Below are 22,205 nucleotides of genomic sequence, written 5' to 3' on the forward strand. Positions count from 1 at the left end.
CAATGCCGCTAACTCGGAGGCTTGCGCTAACGGGCGAGGGGGTCTGACCCAAGCTGTTGGCTTCGGGTTTATTTGCCCACTTCCCTCACCGGTATCGGCGCATTGCACAAGTCCAGATGCCCGGCCTGCACCTTGCTCCACGGTCCGCCCCGGTTGCGCTGGGCTTCCAGCACGGCCTGGTAGGCGGCGCTGTCGGTGCGCATGACCTCCATCTGCACACGCTGTTCCGGTGGCAGGCTGGCGGCCAGGCGCACGGATTTGATCGGCACGTTTTTATCCGGGCTGTCATAAAAACCCATCGGCGCCGCGCCGCGCGGCAGCGTTGACAGCAGCGGCATGCCCGAGACGACGCGTCCGACCACGGTGATGTCGCGGTCCAGGTGGCGTGGCGACTGGCCGATCACGGCATACAGTTCGGTGCCGCCGCCGCTGTCGCTGCCCACGTCGCGGCCCACGCCGACGGTGGCGTAGCAGTGCGTCAGCCAGGCAGTGCCGCTTTTCGGATCGCGCGCGGACGGAAAGCCGTTCGAGTGGCCCACCTGCGGTGCATAGCCGTCTGCATCCTTCAGGCGCGTGAAGCTGGTGATGGACTTCATGGGCACCGTGAATTCACCTGGCAGGGTGCGCTGCGCATGCAAGATGGGCTTGGGATTTTTTTCATCGGGGTCGCCCCATTGCGCCACCCAGTTGTCCTGCGCGCGCGTGATCGCAAGGCCGTCGTAATACTGCTCGGCCACCAGCGCCTTGATATTGGCCACGTGTTTCGGCGCGAACTCGGGCGCCAGTTCGATCACGATGCGCCCGGCGGCGATATCCATGTACAAGGTATTGGCTGGGTCCAGCGGGCGCCAGTCGGCCGGCGTGGAAGCCTTGATGACGTCGGCCACCGTTTGTTTGGCGGGCAGTTCGCTTGGCGCACGGATGGTGGCGGCATGCAAGGGTGGCAGTGCCGCGCTGATGGCGGCGGCGATGGCCAGTGTCTTGAGGTGGTTCAGTCGCATGGTTTCTCCTGGTCGGCGCGGCTTGCGCCCGGCGGAAAGTGTATAACGAATAGGCAAGATTTCGGAAGGGAAAGTACGGCGCAACAGCGCGCCGCCATTTCGTGCCGCAAGGCAGGCGCCCCCGGTTTTCCTTAACCTGGCCTTAAATTGTCACACCGCATGCCACGCTGGCCGGGGCGCTGAAAAATTAATCATGAAATATCGGCCCCGGGACTGCCGTCGCACAGGCCCGGTGGTGTATGATTCCGGCGCTACCTTTAGGGAAAAAAATATGGATTTTGTGCAATTCCTCGACATGATTGTTCATGTCGACAAGACACTCGGTATCTTGATTGAACAGTACGGCACGCTGGTGTATGCGGTCCTGTTTGCCATTATTTTTTGTGAAACAGGCCTGGTGGTGCTGTTTTTCTTTCCCGGAGATACGCTGCTGTTTATCGCCGGCGCTTTTTGCGCGACCGGCCAGATGCACCTGGGCTTGCTGATCGCCCTGCTGGTGACGGCGGCCATTACCGGCAATACTCTCAATTACTGGATAGGCGAGGCGATCGGGCAAAGGGTGTTTACCCACGATTACCGCTGGATCAACAAAGATGCCATGCGCCGCACGCATGAGTTTTTTGAAAAGCATGGCGGCAAGACGATTATCCTGGCGCGTTTCGTGCCGGTGGTGCGCACTTTCGCGCCGTTCGTGGCCGGCATTTCCGACATGACGCATACGCGCTTCCAGATGTACAACGTCACGGGCGCCGTACTGTGGGTGGTTGGCCTGGTGACGGCTGGCTACTTTTTCGGCAATATCCCATGGATACGTGACCACCTGACGCTGATCGTGCTGATCGGCGTAGGCGCTGCCGTGGTGCCGGTGGCGCTGGGCGGCATCTGGAAACTGTACAAGAAAATGACGGCCCGCTCGGCCTGATGCACTACCTTGGATCCGGCGCAATCGCGTGCCGGATCCTGTTTTCCCCTGCCGCAGTTCGCCTCTCTCCCCAAGCCGATTCAAGTTTTAGTTCTTTCCTGCCGTAAACAGAGAGTATTCTCACTTTCTGGATTTCCATGCGACATACGAGCGCCCTGTTAGCTTGCAGCCTGGCCGTGATGGCAGCGATGGCAAGCGCCAAAGATGCCCCCACGCCGCCGGTTCCGGCCGCCAAGGCTGCCGCGTCTTCGGCGCCAGCGTCCGCATCGGAGCGCGCGGCCGCCATGAAAACCCTGACCGAATCTGTCAAGGGCAAGCCGCCCGTCACCGTTGCGCCCACCGCGCGCGACAAGGAAGAGGCGGCCGAAGTCGACCTGTCCGAACGCATCGCGGCGCGCCTGGCGGAAATGCGCGCCACCCAGGCCGCCCGCGCTGCTGCCCGCGCCAGGCGCACCACGGTGGCGAAAGCCGTGCCAACACCACCGCCTGTGGCGCGCGGCACGCACTGGTCGTACGAAGGCGACAGCGGGCCAGCGAACTGGAGCAAGATCAATGTGGACTGGGGCAAGTGCGGTACCGGCAACCGCCAGTCGCCGATCGATATCCGCGACGGCATGAAGGTCGAACTGGAACAGATCAGCTTTGACTACCATCCCTCGTCCTTCAACGTGGTCGACAACGGCCACACGGTACAGGTGGGCGTTGGCAGCGGCAATTACATCACGGTGCAGAACCGCATGTTCGAGCTGCAGCAGTTCCATTTTCACCGGCCGTCGGGTGACCGCATCAATGGCAAGACGTATGAGATGGTGGTGCACCTGGTGCACCGCGACGCCGAAGGCCGCCAGGCCATCCTGGCGCTGATGCTCGAGCGCGGCACGCCGCAGGCGACCATCCAGACCGTGTGGAACAACCTGCCGCTGGAAAAATTCGACACCATGAGTCCGTCGATATTGCTCGACCCGATGGAAATGCTGCCGATGCGGCGCGATTACTACACCTACATGGGATCGATGGAGCAGCCGCCATGCAGCGAGAACGTGCTGTGGCTGGTGATGAAGCAGCCGGTGCAGGCATCGGCTGCGCAGATGGCGCTGTTCAGTCGCCTGTATCCCTTGAATGCGCGGCCGATTCAGGCTACCAACGGCCGCATCATCAAAGAATCGAACTGAACTTCAATTGCTGGCTGCCGTGCCACTGGGCGCCGGCGGCCAGCAGGTCCGGCTGGATCAGGGCCGCTTCGATGCAGACAAAACGCGGGTATTCGTCATCGGCCAGGTCGGGCAGGGCAGCCGCATCCTGCGCGCCCGGATTCCATATCACGGCATCGGTAAAACCCTGCTGCGCCAGGCGCAAGGTAGCGCCGCCCGATTCGAGTTGCAAGGGGCCGGGCAGCAGGTGATAGATGCGGTCGAGCTTGTCGGCAAACTGCAGCACCTCTTCCACCTGCAGCGCGTCCGGCGGCGTCTCTTCCGAATAGCGCACGCGCTGCAGGCCGGTAATGCGGGCCTGGTCCAGCTGGTCGATGGCGAAATAGCTGTGCAGGGCGGCCGAGAACGGGAATGGCTGGCTGCCCGTGTTATGCACGGCGAGGCCGATCTCCAGCGAGGATGCCTGCACCGTCACGCGCAGGCGCAGGGCAAACGCGAACGGCCAGGCGGCGGCAATCGCCGGCTGCAGGTCGTGCTGGTCCAGGCTGAACTCGGCCCAGGCGGCGCCGTTGTCAGTTCCACTGCCTGCTTCCTGCCAGGTCGCCACGCGGGCAAAGCCATGGCGCATGCCGCTGCCGCGCGCACCGAACTGCGGGAAGATCACCGGCACGCCGCCGCGGATGGCACGGCTGCCGTCGAGTGCCGAATCACGGCTGCAGAACAGGCGTTCGCGGCCATCGCTGCCGCGCCATGACACCAGGTGGCCGCCATACAGCGTTACCGTCGCCTGTGCGCCATCGGCGGCGCGTATGGTTACGGCCGGCAGCTGGCCAAATGTGTGCTTGCTCATGCTTGGGTTCCTGTCAGGTCATGCGGCTTTTCGCCAGTGGCGGATTTTTCGCAAAATAATTCTTGATGCCAGTGACGATGGCGTCTGCCATCTGGTCCTGGTAGCCGTTGTCGGTCAGCTTGGCTTCTTCTTCCGGGTTGGAGATGAAGGCGGTCTCGATCAGGATGGACGGAATGTCGGGCGCTTTCAGCACGGCGAAGCCGGCCTGTTCGACAGAACCCTTGTGCAGGCGGTTGATGCCGCCGATTTCACGCAGCACGGCCGCGCCCAGCTTCATGCTGTCATTGATCTGGGCGGTGGTCGACAGGTCGAGCAGCACGCTGGCCAGTTCCTTGTCATGGTTGCCCACATTGACGCCGCCGATCAGGTCGGCCTGGTTTTCCTTGTCGGCCAGCCAGCGCGCGGCACTCGACGAGGCGCCTTTTTCGGACAGCACGAATACCGACGAGCCGCGCGCGGTCGGCTGCACAAAGGCGTCTGCGTGGATCGAGACAAACAGGTCGGCCTGCACCTTGCGCGCTTTTTCCACCCGCATGCCGAGCGGCACGAAGAAGTCGGCGTCGCGCGTGAGCATCACGCGCATGTTCGGCAGCAGTTCCAGCTTGCCTTTCAGGCGCTTGGCAATTGCCAGCACCACGTCTTTTTCGCGGCTGCCACGGCGCCCGCTGGCGCCCGGATCTTCGCCGCCGTGACCCGGGTCGAGCGCCACCGTAATCATGCGCACCACTTTCTGGCCCGGCTGGGGCCGCGCTTCCGGACGCTGCTCCGGGCGCAGGTCTGGGCGGATCGCTGGCAGGGCGGGCGTCGCCGGCACGCCCGGTATCACCACCACCAGCGGCGGCTTGCCGCTTTCAGGCAGCGGCAGCGCCGGCGGCGCCGTGTGCGTGTCGTTCATCAAAGGCTTGGCCGGATCGCTGGACCAGTCGCCCTTTTCGATCATCTGCGCGATCAGGTCCTGTTCATGCACCGGGTACAGGTCAAAAATCAGGCGATGGTTATAGGCGCCGGCCGGTGGCAAGGTGAACAGCTGCGGCCGTACTTCTTCCTTCAGGTCGAATACCAGGCGCACCACGTTGGGCCGGTTCTGGCCCACGCGCACCTGCTTGATATACGGGTCGTTCGACTGGATCTTGGCCACCAGGCCCTTGAGCGTGGGATTGAGTTCCAGTCCTTCGATATCGACCACCAGGCGTTCCGGATCCTTGACGATGAAATGGGTGGCCTTCAGGATGCTGTCGTTTTCCAGGGTGACGCGGGTGTAGTCGTCGGCCGGCCAGACGCGCACGGCGAGAATTTGCGCCGCCATCGCCGACATCGGCGCGAACACGGACAACAGCAGGGTGCCGCCGGCCTTCAGTACCGTGCGCCGTGTGATCGGCGACGATATCAAAGGTTCGGGGCGAATTTGAGACGATGAAGGCATGACAGACCCAATTCAGAAGACGCTTGCAATTCTACATCACGGCCTGTGCCCGCAACGTTCAGGTAAATATCGAGGTCGGCTGGCGGCAGTACCGGATACGCTTTTTCCGGCCACTCGATGATGCAGATATTATGGCCATTGAAGTCTTCGCGGAAGCCGGCGTCGAGGAATTCTTCGGCGCTGCCCATGCGGTACAGGTCGAAATGGATCACCTGCACGCCCTGGCCATCGAGCTGCACGCTGTACGGCTCGGACAGGGTATAGGTGGGGCTTTTTACGTGACCCGCATGGCCGGCCGCGTGCAGCAGGGCGCGCGTGAGGGCCGTCTTGCCGGCGCCCAGGTCGCCGTGCAGATAGATCGCCAGGCCCGGCGCCAGCGCGCGCGCCAGTGCGGCGCCCAGAGCGGCCGTGCCGGCTTCATCGTGGAGATGGGCTTTGAAGTGTTCGGTCATAGTCGTCGGTATCGCATAAAATGGAGGCTGCATGCGCCTGCGCGCATCAGACATTGTAACCGCCAGCGCTCTTGCCGCACTTCGTAAAGTTTCCTATGCCAGCCACCGTCACCGATCTCGCTGATCTCGTCAGCTTAGCGCGCGCCATCAAGCAATGGGGGCGCGAGCTTGGTTTTGCCGAGGTGCGCATCGCCGATGTCGACCTGTCGCACATGGAGGCGCCACTGCAGGCCTGGCTGGACGCAGGGTATCACGGCGAGATGGAATATATGGCCAGCCACGGCATGAAGCGTGCGCGCCCGGCCGAACTGGTGCCGGGTACGGTGCGCGCCATCAGCGTGCGCATGAATTACCTGCCGTCGGCGCTGGGCCCGGACTGGCGCGAACGGGAAGCGGCGCGCGACGATGATCCGTCGGCAGCCGTGATCTCGGTATATGCGCGTGGCCGCGACTACCACAAGGTGATGCGTTCGCGCCTGCAGCAGCTGGCCGAACGCATCAAGGGCGAAATCGGCGACTTCGGCTACCGCGTGTTCAGCGATTCGGCACCCGTGATGGAAGTTGAACTGGCGAGCAAGGCCGGGCTGGGCTGGCGCGGCAAGCACACCTTGCTGATCAACCGCCAGGGCGGCTCTTTCTTTTTCCTCGGCGAGATACTGGTCGACGTGCCGCTGCCGGTCGACGCGCCCGAAACGCCGCACTGCGGCCAGTGCTCGGCCTGCATCAGCGTGTGCCCGACCCAGGCCATCCTGGGCCCGTACCAGCTCGACGCGCGCCGCTGCATTTCCTACCTGACCATCGAATTGAAGGGTGCGATTCCCGTCGAGATGCGCCCGCTGATCGGCAACAAGGTATATGGCTGCGACGATTGCCAGACCGTCTGCCCGTGGAACAAGTTCGCCCAGCGCGCGGTGGTGCCCGATTTTGACGAGCGACTCAATCTGGGCAGCGCCGGCATGGCCCCGCTGTTTGCCTGGACCGAAGAAGAATTCAACCGACGCATGGAAGGCAGCGCGATCCGCCGCATTGGCCACGAACGCTGGCTGCGCAACCTGGCCGTCGGCATGGGCAATGCGGCCGCCAGGGCCAAAGGCCAGCCCGATATCGTCGCCGCGCTGCTGTCGCGGCGCGACCATCCGTCGGAACTGGTGCGTGAGCATGTGGAATGGGCGCTGGCCCTGCACGGCGTTGCCTGAAACAGTTACATTTCTTTTTCTTGACTTATCGATATATCGTTATAAAATGACGATACACACTAACGATATATCTTTAATAAAGAGAAAACATGAGAAACTCACACCACACAGAACAAGGCCATTGCGGCCACTACCATCATCATGATCGTCACACACGCATCGAAATGCACGGCCGCGGCCCACGTGGTTTCGACGGCGGCGAACGTGGCGATGGCATGGGCCCGGGCGGCCCCGGTGGCCGGGGCGGGCGCGGCGAACGCGCCGAGCGCGTGTTTGGCCGCGGCGACCTGCCATTGATCGTGCTGGCGCTGATCGAGATCAGCCCGCGCCATGGCTATGAAATCATCAAGGCCATCGAAGAGCGTTGCGCCGGCGCCTATGCACCCAGCCCGGGCGCCGTCTACCCGACCTTGACCTTGCTGGAAGAGCAGGACCAGGTAACGGCGTCCGATAGCGGCAGCGGCAAGAAGCTGTACACCATCACGGAACTGGGCCGCACTCATCTCGATACGAACCGCGCCCAGGTCGACGGCATTTTCGCCCGCCTCGATATGGTGGCCCGCATGCAGGCGCGCCGCGCCTTGCCCGAGCGCCTGCACCAGGCCATGCACACCCTGAAGCATGCGCTGCTGCTGAACAAAACCAGCTGGAGCGAGGAGCAGACGGAACGTGTTGCCGCGATCCTGGAAAAAGCCGCCAACGACATCGTCGACGGCCACTGAACCCTGCAGAAAAGGACCGAACATGACTGATGCAGCAAATACTCCCCAGCGCACGCATGCCATCGAACGCCTGCGCCATGAACTCAAAATGCGCGTGCTGACGGTGGTGCGCACTGAAGACCTGACGGCGCACATGCGCCGCATTACCCTGTCCGGCAGCGACCTGGAAGGCTTCGTGTCGCCCTCGCACGACGACCACGTAAAACTGTTTTTCCCCGCGCCCGGTGACACCCAAGCGGTGTTGCCGGTACTGGGCAAGGGTGTCAATCCGATCGAGTACGCCGAAGGCGCGCGTCCGGTCGCGCGCAACTACACGCCGCGCCGTTACGATCCACTCAAGGGCGAGCTCGAAATCGACTTTGTGCTGCATGGCGACGGGCCAGCATCGACCTGGGCCGCGCAAGCGTCGCCGGGCCAGACCCTGGGCGTGGGCGGCCCACGCGGCTCGATGGTGGTGCCGCTTGATTTCGACTGGTATGTGCTGGTGGGCGACCAGACGGCGCTGCCGGCGATTGCCCGCCGCCTGGAACAGCTGCCTGCCAATGCACGCGCGATTGCCGTGATTGAAACGGTGGACGATGGCGAGCAGGTGGCGCTCGAATCTCGGGCGCAGGTCGAGGTGCACTGGGTCGGGCGCAATGGGCGCCAGGGCGCATTATTGCTGGAAGAATTGCGCGGGATCGCCTTGCCGCAGCAGGGCGACGGCTATGTGTGGGTGGCGTGCGAGCATGCGCAGGTGCAGGGGCTGCGCACGCATTTTATCGGCGCCGGCGTGCCGAAGCAGCATTTGCATGTGGCCAGTTACTGGAAGCATGGGGCGCCCGAGCATCATGAGCATCATGATGAGTAATCAGCTCAAGCAGTCCTGCACGTTCAATGGCGTAAAAACGTAAAAACGTAAAAATGGCGGGCCGGAGTCGCGAGCCCGAGAAAATGCCGATGGCTGCGTTGCAGCTTCTAGCCGTACTAGCGTACTGTCGTCGTCGCTGCGCCTTGCCCTCGACATTTTTCGGACCCGCTTGGCCCGGGGAGCCTGTGCAGGTGACTTGGGCTTTAATCCGCTTTGCTGGTGCGCTTGTGGAGTATGGGTGCTAACTTGACCGTATTTACCCTGGCTTTTATTTCAGCAACCCTGCCAGCTCTACTGCTGTTTTGACCTGCATCTTGTCGAATATATGCGCACGGTGGACTTCGACGGTGCGCATGCTGATGCCCAGTTTGTCGGCCACCACCTTGTTCATCTTGCCCGCCAGGATCAGGTCCAGTACTTCGCGTTCGCGTGTCGACAAAGTGGCCAGGCGCGCGTGCACGGCGGCCAGTTCGCCGGCCTGGCGCGAGTTGGCCAGGCCTTGCTGCACGCGGTCCATCAGGTCGTTGTCGTTGAACGGCTTTTCAAAAAAATCGAAGGCGCCGCGCTTCAGGCTGTCGACCGCCATCGGCACGTCGCCGTGGCCGGTCAGGAAAATCACCGGCAGGCGCGCCGTCAGGTCGCGCTTGACCAGCTGGTCGAACAGGGCGATGCCGTTCATGTCGGGCATGCGCACGTCGAGCAGCACGCAGTCGCCCTGTTCGTCAAACGTGCCGTCGAGGCTGTCGAGGAACTGCTGCGCGCTGGCGTAGCTGCGTGCCTCGATGCTGCGCGAGGCGGCCAGCCAGGACAGGGAATCGCGCACTACTTCTTCGTCGTCGATAATATGCAGCATGGGGTCTCCGGGTCAGTCTTTATGCGTTGATGGTGTTCGCTGCAGCGCGCGGCACGGCCGGCACGCTGAAGGTAAAAATGGTGCCGCCGGCCGGATTCGGGCCAAAAGTCAGGGCGCCGCCATGGAATTCGATGGCGGTGCGGCAGATATTGAGGCCCATGCCCATGCCTTCGGCCTTGGTCGAGAAGAACGGCGAAAACAGCCGTTCGGCCACCTCCGGCGGTATGCCATGGCCCTGGTCGATTACGTCTACCGTCACCATTTCCTGCGGCGCGTCGTAACTGGCGCGCAGGCGCATGATACGCCGTCCGGGCGCTGCGTCCTGCATTGCTTCGATGGCGTTGCGCGTCAGGTTCAGCAGGACTTGTTCGATCATCACCGGATCGGCATGCAGCAGCGGCAGTTCGGACGGCAGTTCTTCCTGGATGGTGACATAGAATTTGCGCGCCTGCAGGTCAATCAGCGCGCGGATGCCGTCAACCAGGGAGCGGATATCGATGTCCTGGCGCTGCGGCTCGCTCTTGCGCACGAAATCGTGCACGCTGCGGATGATCTGGCCGGCCCGCTGCGCTTGCGCGCTGGCCTGTTCCAGCGCCGGCTTCAGGGTATTCGGCTGCACCGGCTGGCCGTTGTCGCTGGCCCGCTTGATCAGGTTCAGCGCGCCCGTGGTATAGCTGGAAATGGCCGCCAGCGGCTGGTTAAGTTCATGCGCCAGCATCGACGCCAGCTCGCCCATGGTGGCCAGGCGCGCGCTCGTTTGCAGTTTTTCCTGCTGCTGGCGGTTCAGTTCCTCGACCCGCTTGCGGTCCGAGATATCGAGCACGGAACCCATCCAGCCAGTCTGCTTGCCGTTCTTGTCGACCAGCGGCGCCTCGAAGATCAGCACCGGCACGCGGGTGCCGTCAGGGCGCTGGAAATGGGTTTCGAACTGCGGCGTGACACTGCCGGCCAGCACCTTGACAAAGCGCTGCTGGTATTCATCCATCGCCTCGGGTGCCCAGTAGGGCATGGGCGGCAATCGGCCGAGGATTTCTTCCGAGCTGTAGCCGACCATCTGGCAGAACGCCGGATTCACATACGTCACCCTTCCTTCCAGGTCGCGCGCGCGCATGCCGGTGACCAGCGAATTTTCCATCGCCGTGCGAAACAGCATCTGCTGGCGCAGTGCGCCTTCTGCCGTCAGGCGGCGCGAGATATGGCGCCACAGGGCCAGCAAGCTCCACAGCAAACCGAGCGACAGTGCGATGACCGAGCCAACCAGCAGATTGGGCAGCAGCTTGGGCTGGCTTTTCACGCTGTCGGTAAACAGGGTGATGTTCGCGCCCGGCACGTCGAGCGCGCGTTTATGGGTGTACACGCCGTGGCCGGGGCCGGCGGCGGCGCGCCGCGCCAGCACCTTGTCGTCGCGGTCGATCAGCGAAATCTGGTTGTCCTGGGCAAACCACCAGGGCACCATTTCATCGAGCAGGCTGCTGACCTGGTAGGTCGCCACCAGGCTGCCGATATAGTGCTGGCCGTTGTACAAGGGCTGGTGGTAATCCATCAGCATGGCGCCGGGCGGGGCGTCGGGAAAGCCGCTTTGCTGCGCCGGCTGGGCGTACTGGCCCCGGTGCAAGCGGCGCGCATTGTCGCCGGCCGTCAGCGACAACGGTGAAAAATGGGTGTCCTGGCTCAGGGTATGGTCGCTCGAGGCGCCTACCCTGCCTTCGGTGTCGAGCCAGACTACGCGCTGCAGTTCGCGCCCGTTGCGCAGCATCTGCTGCAGCCGTTCATGTACCGACGATGCCGGCAGCACGCCCTTGGCGATATCGCTGCCCAGGTTGAACAGGCTTTCCTCGTTGCGCGCCAGCTGGAAGCGGATGGTCTGCTCGACCCACAAGGTGTCGGCGATCAGTTGCTCCTGGCGCTCGTTGCTTTCCATCTGGCGCGCCTGCCACGGCAGCCAGAACAGCACGGACAGGAACAGCAGCAGCAGCAGTACCGGCAGCAGCCAACGCACGGGGCTGGTAAACTGCAGGCGGCGCGCGAAGGTGGGCGGATTTTTCATGGCTCGCAGGGTAGCGCGTTATCGGGGTAATGCCAGTGTGGTTAACCACAGTGGTCTTGTTCCATTATTTCGCACATTATCGGCGCAGATCCATAATAAGGCATCTGTTTTCGCCACGGAGACTGCAATGCACATGAAATCCATGCTGGCCCTGTTCTGGCTGGCGATCGGTACCGGCGCGACTGGCCCGGCCCAGGCGCAAGCGACCATCGTCATCAAATTCAGCCACGTGGTGGCGCCTGACACGCCGAAAGGCCAGGCCGCCGAACGCTTCAAGCTGCTGGCCGAAAAAGCCACGCGCGGCAAGGTGCGTATCGACCTGTACCCGAACAGCCAGCTGTATAAAGACAAGGAAGAACTCGAAGCGCTGCAGCTGGGCGCGGTGCAAATGCTGGCGCCCTCGCTGGCCAAGTTCGGCCCGCTGGGCGTGAAGGAATTCGAAGTTTTCGACCTGCCGTATATCTTCCCCACCAAGACGGCGCTGTACAACGTCACCGAAGGCGATATCGGCAAGGGCCTGCTGAAAAAGCTCGAGCCCAAAGGCATCACCGGCCTGGCTTACTGGGACAATGGTTTCAAGGCGATGTCGGCCAACCGCCCGCTGCACCACCCGGCCGATTTCAAGGGCCTGAAAATGCGCATCCAGTCGTCCAATGTGCTCGATGCGCAGATGCGCGCGCTGGGCGCCAATCCGCAGGTGCTGGCGTTTTCGGAAGCGTATCGTGCACTGCAGACGGGTGTGGTCGACGGCACGGAAAACCCGCCCTCCAATATGTATACGCAAAAGATGCATGAAGTGCAAAAGCACATGACGGTATCGAACCACGGCTATCTGGGCTACGCTGTCATCGTCAACAAGAAATTCTGGGACGGCTTGCCGTCCGATATACGCAGCCAGCTGGAAAAAGCCATGAAGGAAGCGACTACCTTTGAAAAGGCGATCGCGCAAAGCGACAACGACAAGGCGCTGGAATTGATACGCAAGAGCGGCAAGACGCAGATCTATACCCTCAGCGTGCAGGAGCAGGCCGAGTGGCGCCGCGCGCTGGCGCCGGTGCAGAAAAGCATGGAGCAGCGCATCGGCAAGGAGTGGATTTCGGCGATCAACCGCGAGAGCGCCAAATAAGGTTGTAGGGTCACGCAAAGATGACAGTTTGATGACATACCACAGTTTTCGGTTTTCGCGCCAGTGCCATTTTACAGTGCATGATGCTTCCCTTTCATGGTGCAAAAAAAATCGATATGCCCAAATAAATGCGTTATGATGAGCAACGTTACGGGGAAACACGTATAAGCTTATGCGCTCCGGTAACAACTTGGCGACACAGAATTGTTTATAAAGTTGGTGGGGGAGTGGCTATAAAAACGGTATTGATACCGGGGATATATTGAGGAGACACACGTTTCACAGAAGTTGTTGAGTCATAGCTGTCTGCGGCCACAAGCCGGCACCGGCGGACCCAAATGACCGGGAACGTGAAGCAATATTTGAAGCGCACCGGTTGGTGCGCTTTTTTTTCGTCCGCCGCAAACGATCGCTGGGCAGGCTCTGGTGCATGCATAATCGTGTGTGCGCCACTTTCTGGTGCAGTCGAGTTGTATATTTGCCACATTTAATAATTTAATCGCGACCGCGCCCATGATGAACAGCCTGCTTGCGCCCGACAACGCTACCCTGATCGACGAATTTTGCGACAGCCTGTGGCTCGAAGACGGTTTGTCGAAAAACTCGCTTGATGCCTACCGGCGCGACATGCGCCTGTTCGCGCGCTGGCTTGAGGTAAACCGGCCGGGCCGCGACAACCTGTATGACGTGGCCGCCAGCGACATCGAAGCGTATTTCACCGCCCGCCACGAGGACAGCAAGGCCACCTCGTCGAACCGCCGCCTGTCGGTGCTCAAGCGCTTTTACCAGCTGGCGCTGCGCCACAAACACATTACGCTGGACCCTTGCCTGAAGCTGGTGTCGGCCAAACAGCCAACCCGTTTTGTGCATACCCTGACCGAAGCGCAGGTCGAAGCCCTGCTGGCTGCGCCCGACGTGTCCACGCCGCTGGGCCTGCGCGAGCGCACCATGCTCGAGCTGATGTATGCCAGCGGCCTGCGCGTGTCGGAACTGGTGGACCTGAAAGCGGTGGAACTGAGCCTGAACGATGGCGTGCTGCGCATCACGGGCAAAGGCGACAAGACGCGGCTGGTGCCGTTCGGCGAACAGGCGCGGCGCTGGATTGAACACTACCTGAAAGAAGCGCGCGCCGTCATCCTCGATGGCCAGATGGATGACGCGCTGTTCGTCACGCGCCGTGGCGGCGCCATGACGCGGCAGATGTTCTGGGTGATCATCAAGAAACACGCCATGAACGCGGGCATCACCTCGCCCCTGTCGCCCCACACTTTGCGCCACGCGTTTGCCACGCATTTGCTGAACCATGGCGCCGACTTGCGCGTCGTGCAATTGTTATTGGGGCACTCCGATATCTCCACCACGCAGATCTACACCCATGTGGCGCGCGAACGCCTGAAACTGCTGCATGCGGCGCATCATCCGCGAGGCTGAACATTTTTGCATTTGCCCCAAGTGGGTCATAATGTGGCTAGTGCGCTTATCTGTCACAACAAAACATTAAAGAGGTAGTAAATGGCCAAGACAAATTTCCAATACGAAAAACGGCAAAAAGAGCTGGAAAAGAAGAAGAAAGCCGAGGAAAAAGCCAGGCGCAAGCTGGACGCGAAGAACAATCCGAAGGCGGCCGATGGCAGCGAAGATGAAGAGGGCGAAGCGACCGATGAAGCCGATGATGGCACTGAAGGCGACGCACCGGCTCAACCGCAGTAATCTTCCCCCCTTTCATCGCCGGCGCGTCCCTGCCGCGCCGCATGCATTTCTTTCCTTACAGCATCGGTCGCCGGCCAATGGCCAGTTGCAGTTGTGTGCTGGCATTGGCGGTGTCGGCGCGTGCCTGCAGATAACCCTGCCAGGCTTCGTCGGCCGAACGTTGCGCCGCCAGCCACTCCAGCAGCGAGGCATTGCCACTGAAGTAAGACAGGCGCAAGCCGTCCACCACCTTTTGCGCATCGACCAGCACGCCATCGCGGTAGCGCGCCAGTTTGTCCTGCGCCGCACGCAGTTGCAACTGCGCCGCACGGACCTGTATCTGCGCCTGCAGCTCGGCCTGGCGCAGCGCCAGCATCGCTTGCGTCACACCAGCCTCGGCTTGCACCACATCGCCATGGTCGCGCCGCGATAGCGGAATCGGCACCGCCAGGGTGAGTGTCACGGCGCGCGAACGGGCCGTGCCATCAAGCGGTGCGCCAGCCGCGTCCACGTCATTATGGTAGCCGCGTACGGCGGACAGGCCCAGCGTCACGGTGGGGTCGACCGAGCGGTTGGCGCGCACCAGCGCCGCGCCGTCGCGCAAATTGTCCAGGTTGGCGCGGGCGATGCGTACGTCGTTGCGCGCGTCCAGGGCCTGCGCCAGCAGCGTGCTGGTGGCGCCGCCGTCAAAGCTGGCGACATCACATGCCAGCTGCGCTTCCGGGAACAGCTCGTCCAATGGGCGGCCCAGCAGCGGCGACAAGGCCAACTGCGCGCTTTGCGCATCGCTGCGCGCTTGCAGCAACTCGGCCTCGAACTGGTCACGCTCGACGCGCGACTGCAGCAATTCGATGCCGCCCACGTCGCCCGCCTTGACCCGTACCTGATTGGCCGCGACCACTTTCGACAGCGCCGCGAAGGTCAGCTCCTTGCGCGCCACCACGTCGCGCGTGCGGCATGCCTCCGTGTAGGCAGCCGCGCTGCTCGCATACAGCGTGCTTTTGAAGCCGGCCACGGTTTCTTCGGCCAGCGCCACGTTGCTGTGCGCGGCCTTGAGGCGTGCGTCACGCTTGCCGCCCGTTTCGATGGTCAAGGCCAGCGCCGGCGTCCAGGTGATCGGGCGGTGTGGCAGCGACTGCACCGTCTCGCGCCCGGCGCCCAGCGAGAATTGTGGGTCGGGGCGCAGACCGGCGATGCCGACGCCGGCTCTGGCCGAGGTAATGCTCTCCTGCTGCGCCTGCAGTTCCAGGCTGTTGTGTTCCACGGCTGACAGATAGGCGTCAAACGTCAGGGGCGCGGCCACGGCGCAGGGGGCGGCCAGCCAGGCCGCGAATATCCAGTTAAAGCGTGTCATGCGAAACTCCTTCGGTATGCGCCTGGCGCTCGGCCCGTTTGGCGACATGGGCCTCGATCAGGTAATACAAAGCCGGCAACAGCAGCAAGGTCAGGGCGGTGGCCGTGACCAGGCCGCCCACCACCACCGTGGCCAGCGGGCGCTGCACATCGCTGCCCAGGCCCGTGGCCAGCATGGCCGGCGTCAAACCCAGGGCAGCCACCGTGGCCGTCATCAGCACGGGGCGCATGCGGTCGCGCGCGCCTTCAAGCACGGCCTCGCGCAGGCTTTTGTTTTCCTGGCTGCGCAGCCGGTTGAGCTGCGCCAGCATCAGCACGGCGTTCAGTACGGCCACGCCGAACAGGGCGATAAAGCCGACTGCGCTCGAGACGTTCAGGGTCATGCCACGCAGATGCAGCGCTGCCAGTCCTCCCAGCATTGCCAGTGGCACGGCCAGCAGCACCAGCGCCGGCTGGCGCAGGTTGCGGAACTGGCAGAACAGCAGCAGGAACATGGCGCCCAGAGTCATCGGCAAAATGATGGCCAGGCGGCTTTGCGCGCGCTGCAAGTTTTCGAACTGGCCACCCCATTCCATATTGATGCGCTGGTGGTCGTAGGCCACCGATTGCTCGAGCAGCGGGCGCGCGTCGGCCAGAAAACCGGCCAGGTCGCGGCCACGCGCATTCAGGCGCACGATGATGTGGCGCCGGCCCATTTCGCGCACGATCACGCTCTCGCCCGAGGTGGTGCTGATGCTGGCCACCTGCGCCAGCGGGATCCTGGCGCCATTGGCGGCGGTGAGCATCAGGCCGGCGATCGCGTCCGGGCTCGAGCGCATGGCTGGCGGGAAGCGCACGGCGATGTCGTAGCTTTTTTCGCCCACATACAGCTGGCCAACCGGCGCGCCGCCGATGCCGGTCGAGATCAGGTCGGCCACGTCGGCCGCGTTGATGCCGTAGCGGGCGGCGGCTGCACGGTCGAGTTCCACCTTCAGGTTGGGCAGCGGTGGTTCGACGTCGACCGCCACGTCAGAGGCGCCCGGCACGGTGCGCAGCACCTTGGCCACCTTGCCGGCCAGTGTGCGCACTTCGTCGAGGTCATTGCCGAAGATCTTGACCGTCAGGTCGCTGTGCGCGCCCGACAATTTGTCCTGCACGCCGTCGATCATCGGTTGCATGAAGGCCACCGTGTAGCCGGGCATGCGCGCGAAGCGTTCGGTCATTTTGGCGATCAACTGCTGCTTGTCCATGCCCGACTTCCAGCTTTTGTACGGCTGCAGGCCCACGCTCGCTTCGATATGCGACGGCGTCCAGTAATCGGTGCCGTCGTCATTGCGCCCGGTCTGCGTGACGATGGTCGACACTTCCGGGAATTCAAGCGCGGCGCGGCGCAGTTCGCTGGCCATGGCCGAGGCTTTTTCCAGCGTGATCCCGGGCGGCATCTGCACCTGCAGCCACAGGGAGCCTTCATCAAGATAAGGCAGGAAGTCGCGGCCGATGGTCGCGCCCAGCAGCGCCAGGCCCGCCAGCGAGGCGGCGCACACCATCACCACCCAGCGCTTGCCGCCCACCGCGCGCTTCAGAAAGCGGCCATACGACGAGTCCAGCTTTTCCAGTGCGCGATTGTGGAACATGGGGCGCGGCTTGCGCAGGGCGATCCAGGCCAGGCCCGGCACCAGCACCAGCGCCACCACCAGCGCACCCACCAGCGCGGCGCCGACCGCATAGGCCATCGGCGAAAACAGTTTGTATTCGATGCGCTGGAAGGCGAACAGGGGCAGGTAGGCCGCGATGATGACGGCCATGCCGAACATGATGGGGCGCGCCACCTGCAAGGTCGACTCGATGGCGTCGTTGATGGTCAGTGGCCGCTGCTGTTCGCGCTCGCGGCGGCGCAGCATGTTTTCCAGCACCACCACCGAGCCGTCGACCAGGATGCCGAAATCGATCGCCCCCAGTGACAGCAGGTTGGCGGGAATCTTGAAGTGATGCATGAAGATAAAAGCGATCAGCAGGGCCAGCGGAATCGTCAGCGCGACGATGGCCGCAGCGCGCGGGCTGCCCAGGAACAGCAGCAGCACCAGGGCCACCAGTAGCATGCCTTCGCCCAGGGTCGAGCCGACGGTGTGCAAGGTGGCGTCGATCAGCGAGCTGCGGTCCAGGTACGGCACGATCTTCACGTCTTTCGGCAGCAGCCGGGTATTAAGCTCGTCGACGGCCGCATGGATGCCGGCCAGCGCCTCGGATGGATTGAAGTCCTTCAGCAGCAGGGTGATGCCTTCGATGGTGTCGGGATTGTTGTCCTTGCCAAGGATGCCGCGCCGCTCGACGTTGCCATAGGCGAGCTTGCCCAGGTCTTTCACCAGCACCGGCACGCCGTTCTTTGACGTGACCACCACATTGCCCATGTCGTCCAGTGTATGCAGCAGGCCCACGCCACGCACCACATAGGACTGCTGGCCGCGGTCGATCACGCTGCCGCCGCCGCTGATATTGTTGGCGTTGATGGCGTCCTTGACCTGGGCCAGCGACAGGCCGTAGCTCGACAGCTTTGCCGGGTCGAGTTCGAGCATGAATTGCGTCGTCAGGCCGCCGAAATTGCTTACGTCGGCCACGCCGCGCACCTGCTGCAGGCGCGGGATCACGGTCCAGAACTGCAACTCGGACAGTTCACGCAGGCTGCGCGTTTTTGATTCCAGCGTATAGCGATAGATCTCGCCGGTGGGTGAGGTATACGGGTCGAGCGCCGGTTTGGCGCCATACGGCAGGTTGACGGTGGCCATGCGTTCCTGCAGCCGCTGGCGCGTGAAATAACCGTCGCTGCCGTCCTCGAACACCACGGTCACCAGCGACAGCGCAAACAGGCTGCGCGTGCGCAGCACATGCATGCCGGGCGTGCCCAGCAACGCGCGTTCAAGCGGAATCGTGATCTGCTGTTCGATTTCCTCGGCGCCCAGGCCAGGCACTTGCGTAACGATCTGCGAGGTGACGTCGGCGATATCGGGATAGGCTTCGATGGGCAGCTGCTTCCAGCTGTAGACGCCGTAAATGGCAACAAACACCAGCACCAGCCAGACGATGCCGCGCCGCTGGCAGCATGTGGCGATCAGGCGATCAATCATTGAGCAGCACTCCTTCCTTGACCACGATGCGCTGGCCCGCCTTCAGGCCCGAAAATATCTCTACCTGGTCGCCGTGGCTGGCGCCCACCTGCACCACCGTTGGTACAAAGCGCAGCGCCGTATGTTCGACCATCACGCGCGTCTCCAGCCCGCCTTGCAGCAAGGCCGACGCCGGCACCACGATGGCGCGCCGGCTCGCGCCGGTAAAAGTGGCGCGCGCGAACATGCCCGGCTTGAAGGTGCCGGTGCGGTTGTCGATGGCCACGCGCACCTTGACCGTGCGCGTCTCGGCGTCGAGCACGGCGCCGACATAGGCGACCTTGCCGTCGAACGACTTGCCGGGCCAGGCGTCGACATGGATGCGCGCAACCTGGCCGACGGCTACCTGCGCCAGGTCTTTTTCGGCCACACTGGCCGACAGCCAGACCGTCGACAGGTCGGCCACCGTCATCACGGGGGCGTTGATATCGTTCCAGTAGCCGCCCTGGGCGCCATCCATGGCAATCACGGTGCCGGCGATTGGCGAGCGCAGCACGTAGTCGCGGCGCGAGCCGCGTGCGCCGGCGCCGTATTGGGCCAGCTTGTCGGCGCTGGCCTGGGCGTCGCTGCTGGCCTGGTCGTAGCTGGCCTGCGCCGCTTCGTAGTCCTTGCGCGCGGCGATTTCCGCTTCGAACAGCGTTTTCTGGCGTTGCAGTTCCTGGCGCGCCTGCAGCAGGGCCGAAGTGGCCTTGCTGTGGTCAGCGTAGGCCGCGCTCAGTTCGGCCGAATCCAGCGTGAACAGCGCGTCGCCAACCTTGACGCTGTCGCCCAGGTTGCGTTGCAGATGCGTGATGCGCCCGGCCACCGGCGGCGTGATGCGCACCAGCTTTTCCGGCATCGCCTCGATGCTGCCCGGTGCTTCGGTTTCGGTGGCGATCTCGCGTTCGAGCACGGCTTCAAGCTGCAGGCGCTGGCGCAGCGGCGCCATCTTGCCTACCTCGATGCTGCCATCGTCCAGATGGCGCAATTGCGCTTGCGGCTGGGCCGCCTCGGTGGCCTTGCCGCAGCCGGCCAGGCCCGTGCAGGCGAGGGCGGCAGCCAGGGCATATGCACCCATGGCCATGGCGTTGGGGGTGGTCGTGTTCATCCCGTGTTTCCTTGTTGTTGGTGGGTAGGGGGGGCATGCGGGGATGCCCTGCCCAGGCGGGCAGTAGATGCGGTGGTCACAACAGCGCCCGGAAAGCATAGCAAGATGCTCCTGAAGATGCTCCCAAGAAAGCCTGAATAATTCTTCAGGTTTGCTTGCCGGCGCAGCCTGCGCTGTACAATGCCACGCAGTAAAACAGTCGCCCGGCGCGAAAGGCAGGCATGAGAATCCTCTTGGTGGAAGACGACCGCAAGGCGGCGCGGCTGCTGGCGCGCGGTTTGCAGGAAGAAGGTTTTGTCGTCGACGTGGTGCACAGCGCCGAAGAGGGCGAGGACGAAAGCTACGCCGTCGATTACGACGTGATCGTGCTCGACTGGATGTTGCCGGGCAAGCAGGGCATCGACTTTTGCCGCGACTTGCGCGCGCGCGCGATCCAGACGCCGGTGCTGATGCTGACCGCGCGCGATGCCACGGCCGACAGGGTCGCCGGCCTGAACACGGGCGCCGACGATTACCTGACCAAGCCTTTCGAATTCGAGGAACTGCTGGCGCGCATCCGTGCGCTGTTGCGCCGCTCCGATATCAGCCGCCCGCTGGTGCTGGCGCTGGCCGACCTGACGCTGGACCCGGTCAGCCACCAGGTCACGCGCGCCGGTGTGGCGCTGGTTCTTACGCCGAAGGAATTCGCCATCCTGCTGATCCTGCTGCGCCAGGCGGGCGAGGTGGTCAGCCGCGCGCGTCTGGCCGAGCAGATATGGCAGGCGGATTTGATCGGCATCGACAACCTGATCGACGTCCATGTGCGCAACCTGCGCGGAAAAGTCGATGCACCGGGCATGGCGCAGCTGATTCATACGATACGCGGGCGCGGCTTCCGCCTGGCGGAAAACAGCGGTGGTTAGCTTTCGCAAGCGTTTGCTGCTGGTGCACCTGGCGGTGATCTCGGTGATCGTCGCCTGCACCGCACTGGCCGGCTACTGGGGCCTGTCACGGGCCGTGCACGGCCAGCTCGACGCGGCCCTGCTGGCGCTGGGCGAAACGGAAATGGCGATGCTGCCGGGTGCGCCGCGACAGCCTGTCAAGGTGCACGAGGTGTTGTCAGCAGGGGCAGCGCCGTCGCTGGTGCGGCTCGACCGGCTGGTACAGATCATCGACGGCCAGGGCCGCGTACTGGCGCGCAGCCGCAACCTGGAAGCGGCGCAGTTGCCGGCCGATGCTGTTCTGCTGGCACGCCTGGCGGCAGGCCAGACCGTATTCGAGACCCTGCCCAGGTTTGGCGAGGAACCGGTGCGCATGGTGTCGATTCCGGTGCGCGGTTCAAACGAGCGGCTGGCGGTACAGGTGGCAGGGTCACTCGATGACGTCAACCGCGTGCTGGGAGCGGCCACCTTGCTGTTCGGTGCGATGGCACTGGCGCTGCTGGCGGCCGTCGGCCTGGCCGGTGAAATGCTGGCGCGCCGCGTGCTGGGCGCCATCGACGACGTGGTACGCCAGGCGCGTTCGATCGGTGAAACGAGTCTTGACCAGCGCCTGGCCCATGCCGGCACACAGGATGAAATCGGTCGCCTGGTCGATACCCTGAACGCCATGCTCGATCGCCTCGAAAACGGCTACGAGGCGCAGCGCCGCTTCACGGACGACGCCTCGCACGAATTGCGCTCGCCGCTGTCGCGCCTGCGCACGGAAATTGAAATCACCCTGCGCCGCCCGCGCGATCTGCCCGAGTATATTGAGGCGCTGACTTCCTGTCTCGATGAAGTGCAACGCCTGACGACCCTGGTCGAAGAACTGCTGATGCTCACGCGCCTGGACTCTGGCCAGGAGCGCAATGCGCTTGAAACCGTGGAGCTGGCGCCACTGGTGCGCGCCGCCGGCAGGCGCCTGGAAAACGTCGCAGCGCAGCGCGGCATTCGCATTGTGTTCGACGAGGGCCCGCCCGTGCATGCGCGCGTGGCGGCAGGGCCTGCGGACCTGGTGCTGGCCAATCTGTTTGACAATGCCGTGAAATTTTCGCCGCCCGACAGCGTGATCACCGTGCATGTCAGGCGCGAGGGCGATGATGCGCTGGTCGGCGTGGCCGACGTCGGCGCCGGTATCGGCGTGGAAGACCTGCCGCACCTGTTCGAACGTTTTTACCGCGGTGCCCAGGCGCGCGCGGGCGAAGTGCCCGGTTTCGGCCTGGGCCTGGCCCTGTCGCAAGCTATCGTGCACGCTTATGGCGGGCGCATCGAAGCGAGCAACCGCCCCGGCGGCGGCGCCTTGTTTACCATGCGCTTGCCCGCTTCGTACTGAGGCCGCCGCGTCGTCCCCGCCAGTGCGGGGACGGTGATGGCGAGCGATGCA

The 22,205-nt window shown here is 63.4% G+C and carries 19 protein-coding genes; 10 read left to right on the top strand and 9 right to left on the bottom strand.

Going from position 1 to position 22,205, the window contains the following annotated elements:
• Positions 1 to 68: 68 nt before the first annotated feature.
• A complete protein-coding gene (locus tag ACQ4WM_RS14305; RefSeq protein ID WP_436547334.1) occupies positions 69 to 1,001 on the bottom strand; it encodes a peptidylprolyl isomerase in 933 nt (310 codons plus the stop codon).
• A gap of 271 nt (positions 1,002 to 1,272) precedes the next feature.
• Between ACQ4WM_RS14305 and ACQ4WM_RS14310 the strand changes: the two genes are divergently transcribed.
• Positions 1,273 to 1,923 carry a VTT domain-containing protein gene (locus ACQ4WM_RS14310; RefSeq protein WP_436547335.1) on the top strand — a complete coding sequence of 217 codons (651 nt, stop codon included), beginning with the start codon at positions 1,273 to 1,275 and terminating at the stop codon, positions 1,921 to 1,923.
• A gap of 137 nt (positions 1,924 to 2,060) precedes the next feature.
• On the top strand, positions 2,061 to 3,095 hold the full coding sequence (locus ACQ4WM_RS14315) for a carbonic anhydrase (protein WP_436547336.1): 1,035 nt from the start codon (positions 2,061 to 2,063) through the stop codon (positions 3,093 to 3,095).
• Here the strand turns inward: ACQ4WM_RS14315 and ACQ4WM_RS14320 are convergent.
• Genes ACQ4WM_RS14320 through tsaE form a run of 3 tightly spaced genes read right to left on the bottom strand, consistent with a single transcriptional unit; the run spans position 3,079 to position 5,799 of the window.
• Positions 3,079 to 3,924 carry a D-hexose-6-phosphate mutarotase gene (locus ACQ4WM_RS14320; protein ID WP_436547337.1) on the bottom strand — a complete coding sequence of 282 codons (846 nt, stop codon included), beginning with the start codon at positions 3,922 to 3,924 and terminating at the stop codon, positions 3,079 to 3,081. The genes ACQ4WM_RS14315 and ACQ4WM_RS14320 overlap by 17 nt on opposite strands.
• Positions 3,925 to 3,937: 13 nt before the next feature.
• Entirely contained in the window at positions 3,938 to 5,347 is a 1,410-nt protein-coding gene (locus ACQ4WM_RS14325) for an N-acetylmuramoyl-L-alanine amidase (RefSeq protein ID WP_436547338.1), read from the bottom strand.
• A complete protein-coding gene (gene tsaE / locus ACQ4WM_RS14330) occupies positions 5,311 to 5,799 on the bottom strand; it encodes a tRNA (adenosine(37)-N6)-threonylcarbamoyltransferase complex ATPase subunit type 1 TsaE (protein ID WP_436547339.1) in 489 nt (162 codons plus the stop codon). The genes ACQ4WM_RS14325 and tsaE overlap by 37 nt, the downstream gene beginning before the upstream one ends.
• 95 nt (positions 5,800 to 5,894) lie before the next feature.
• Between tsaE and queG the strand changes: the two genes are divergently transcribed.
• The 3 genes from queG to ACQ4WM_RS14345 all read left to right on the top strand — a co-directional run bounded on the left by queG (position 5,895) and on the right by ACQ4WM_RS14345 (position 8,567).
• The gene (gene queG / locus ACQ4WM_RS14335) at positions 5,895 to 6,995 is read left to right on the top strand and encodes a tRNA epoxyqueuosine(34) reductase QueG (RefSeq protein ID WP_436547340.1); all 1,101 of its coding nucleotides are present in this window, start codon (positions 5,895 to 5,897) and stop codon (positions 6,993 to 6,995) included.
• An 89-nt stretch (positions 6,996 to 7,084) separates the two neighbouring features.
• Entirely contained in the window at positions 7,085 to 7,717 is a 633-nt protein-coding gene (locus tag ACQ4WM_RS14340) for a PadR family transcriptional regulator (RefSeq protein ID WP_436547341.1), read from the top strand.
• A gap of 22 nt (positions 7,718 to 7,739) precedes the next feature.
• On the top strand, positions 7,740 to 8,567 hold the full coding sequence (locus ACQ4WM_RS14345) for a siderophore-interacting protein (protein WP_436547342.1): 828 nt from the start codon (positions 7,740 to 7,742) through the stop codon (positions 8,565 to 8,567).
• A gap of 268 nt (positions 8,568 to 8,835) precedes the next feature.
• Here the strand turns inward: ACQ4WM_RS14345 and ACQ4WM_RS14350 are convergent, their stop codons facing one another.
• Positions 8,836 to 9,420 (bottom strand): response regulator transcription factor, encoded by a 585-nt coding sequence (locus ACQ4WM_RS14350; RefSeq protein WP_436547343.1) that lies wholly within the window; start codon positions 9,418 to 9,420, stop codon positions 8,836 to 8,838.
• 19 nt (positions 9,421 to 9,439) lie between these two features.
• Complete coding sequence (locus tag ACQ4WM_RS14355; protein WP_436547344.1) at positions 9,440 to 11,467, bottom strand: PAS domain S-box protein; 2,028 nt, start codon at positions 11,465 to 11,467, stop codon at positions 9,440 to 9,442.
• A gap of 133 nt (positions 11,468 to 11,600) precedes the next feature.
• On the opposite strand from ACQ4WM_RS14355, the gene ACQ4WM_RS14360 reads away from it, so the two are divergent.
• The 3 genes from ACQ4WM_RS14360 (at position 11,601) to ACQ4WM_RS14370 (ending at position 14,303) form a co-directional block, all read left to right on the top strand.
• Positions 11,601 to 12,593, top strand: a complete 993-nt coding sequence (locus tag ACQ4WM_RS14360; RefSeq protein WP_436547368.1) for a TRAP transporter substrate-binding protein — start codon at positions 11,601 to 11,603, stop codon at positions 12,591 to 12,593.
• Positions 12,594 to 13,106: 513 nt separating this feature from the next.
• Complete coding sequence (xerD, locus tag ACQ4WM_RS14365; RefSeq protein ID WP_436547345.1) at positions 13,107 to 14,024, top strand: site-specific tyrosine recombinase XerD; 918 nt, start codon at positions 13,107 to 13,109, stop codon at positions 14,022 to 14,024.
• Between the two features lie 81 nt (positions 14,025 to 14,105).
• Positions 14,106 to 14,303, top strand: coding sequence for a hypothetical protein (locus tag ACQ4WM_RS14370; RefSeq protein ID WP_436547346.1), 198 nt, complete (start codon positions 14,106 to 14,108; stop codon positions 14,301 to 14,303).
• 55 nt (positions 14,304 to 14,358) lie between these two features.
• Here the strand turns inward: ACQ4WM_RS14370 and ACQ4WM_RS14375 are convergent, their stop codons facing one another.
• From ACQ4WM_RS14375 to ACQ4WM_RS14385, 3 genes are read right to left on the bottom strand one after another with little or no spacing between them, the layout of a single operon-like run.
• Entirely contained in the window at positions 14,359 to 15,636 is a 1,278-nt protein-coding gene (locus ACQ4WM_RS14375; RefSeq protein WP_436547347.1) for a TolC family protein, read from the bottom strand.
• Entirely contained in the window at positions 15,623 to 18,736 is a 3,114-nt protein-coding gene (locus ACQ4WM_RS14380; RefSeq protein ID WP_436547348.1) for an efflux RND transporter permease subunit, read from the bottom strand. Before ACQ4WM_RS14380 ends, ACQ4WM_RS14375 begins: the two co-directional genes overlap by 14 nt.
• Positions 18,729 to 19,862, bottom strand: a complete 1,134-nt coding sequence (locus ACQ4WM_RS14385) for an efflux RND transporter periplasmic adaptor subunit (RefSeq protein ID WP_436547349.1) — start codon at positions 19,860 to 19,862, stop codon at positions 18,729 to 18,731. Before ACQ4WM_RS14385 ends, ACQ4WM_RS14380 begins: the two co-directional genes overlap by 8 nt.
• A gap of 221 nt (positions 19,863 to 20,083) precedes the next feature.
• On the opposite strand from ACQ4WM_RS14385, the gene ACQ4WM_RS14390 reads away from it, so the two are divergent.
• Complete coding sequence (locus tag ACQ4WM_RS14390; protein WP_436547350.1) at positions 20,084 to 20,764, top strand: response regulator transcription factor; 681 nt, start codon at positions 20,084 to 20,086, stop codon at positions 20,762 to 20,764.
• On the top strand, positions 20,757 to 22,154 hold the full coding sequence (locus ACQ4WM_RS14395; protein WP_436547351.1) for a sensor histidine kinase: 1,398 nt from the start codon (positions 20,757 to 20,759) through the stop codon (positions 22,152 to 22,154). Before ACQ4WM_RS14390 ends, ACQ4WM_RS14395 begins: the two co-directional genes overlap by 8 nt.
• Positions 22,155 to 22,205: the final 51 nt, after the last annotated feature.

The sequence above is a fragment of the Janthinobacterium longum genome, from assembly GCF_051380735.1.
Lineage (GTDB): Bacteria > Pseudomonadota > Gammaproteobacteria > Burkholderiales > Burkholderiaceae_D > Janthinobacterium.

What these genes read in the sequence shown, in the direction of transcription:
- tsaE (WP_436547339.1), bottom strand. Translation starts at nt 5,799, where the DNA reads ATGACCGAACACTTCAAAGCCCATCTCCACGATGAAGCCGGCACGGCC.
- ACQ4WM_RS14380 (WP_436547348.1), bottom strand. Translation starts at nt 18,736, where the DNA reads ATGATTGATCGCCTGATCGCCACATGCTGCCAGCGGCGCGGCATCGTC.
- ACQ4WM_RS14340 (WP_436547341.1), top strand. Translation starts at nt 7,085, where the DNA reads ATGAGAAACTCACACCACACAGAACAAGGCCATTGCGGCCACTACCAT.
- xerD (WP_436547345.1), top strand. Translation starts at nt 13,107, where the DNA reads ATGATGAACAGCCTGCTTGCGCCCGACAACGCTACCCTGATCGACGAA.
- ACQ4WM_RS14350 (WP_436547343.1), bottom strand. Translation starts at nt 9,420, where the DNA reads ATGCTGCATATTATCGACGACGAAGAAGTAGTGCGCGATTCCCTGTCC.
- ACQ4WM_RS14375 (WP_436547347.1), bottom strand. Translation starts at nt 15,636, where the DNA reads ATGACACGCTTTAACTGGATATTCGCGGCCTGGCTGGCCGCCCCCTGC.
- ACQ4WM_RS14315 (WP_436547336.1), top strand. Translation starts at nt 2,061, where the DNA reads ATGCGACATACGAGCGCCCTGTTAGCTTGCAGCCTGGCCGTGATGGCA.
- ACQ4WM_RS14360 (WP_436547368.1), top strand. Translation starts at nt 11,601, where the DNA reads ATGAAATCCATGCTGGCCCTGTTCTGGCTGGCGATCGGTACCGGCGCG.
- ACQ4WM_RS14305 (WP_436547334.1), bottom strand. Translation starts at nt 1,001, where the DNA reads ATGCGACTGAACCACCTCAAGACACTGGCCATCGCCGCCGCCATCAGC.
- ACQ4WM_RS14370 (WP_436547346.1), top strand. Translation starts at nt 14,106, where the DNA reads ATGGCCAAGACAAATTTCCAATACGAAAAACGGCAAAAAGAGCTGGAA.
- ACQ4WM_RS14310 (WP_436547335.1), top strand. Translation starts at nt 1,273, where the DNA reads ATGGATTTTGTGCAATTCCTCGACATGATTGTTCATGTCGACAAGACA.
- ACQ4WM_RS14390 (WP_436547350.1), top strand. Translation starts at nt 20,084, where the DNA reads ATGAGAATCCTCTTGGTGGAAGACGACCGCAAGGCGGCGCGGCTGCTG.
- ACQ4WM_RS14320 (WP_436547337.1), bottom strand. Translation starts at nt 3,924, where the DNA reads ATGAGCAAGCACACATTTGGCCAGCTGCCGGCCGTAACCATACGCGCC.
- ACQ4WM_RS14345 (WP_436547342.1), top strand. Translation starts at nt 7,740, where the DNA reads ATGACTGATGCAGCAAATACTCCCCAGCGCACGCATGCCATCGAACGC.
- ACQ4WM_RS14385 (WP_436547349.1), bottom strand. Translation starts at nt 19,862, where the DNA reads ATGAACACGACCACCCCCAACGCCATGGCCATGGGTGCATATGCCCTG.
- ACQ4WM_RS14325 (WP_436547338.1), bottom strand. Translation starts at nt 5,347, where the DNA reads ATGCCTTCATCGTCTCAAATTCGCCCCGAACCTTTGATATCGTCGCCG.
- queG (WP_436547340.1), top strand. Translation starts at nt 5,895, where the DNA reads ATGCCAGCCACCGTCACCGATCTCGCTGATCTCGTCAGCTTAGCGCGC.
- ACQ4WM_RS14355 (WP_436547344.1), bottom strand. Translation starts at nt 11,467, where the DNA reads ATGAAAAATCCGCCCACCTTCGCGCGCCGCCTGCAGTTTACCAGCCCC.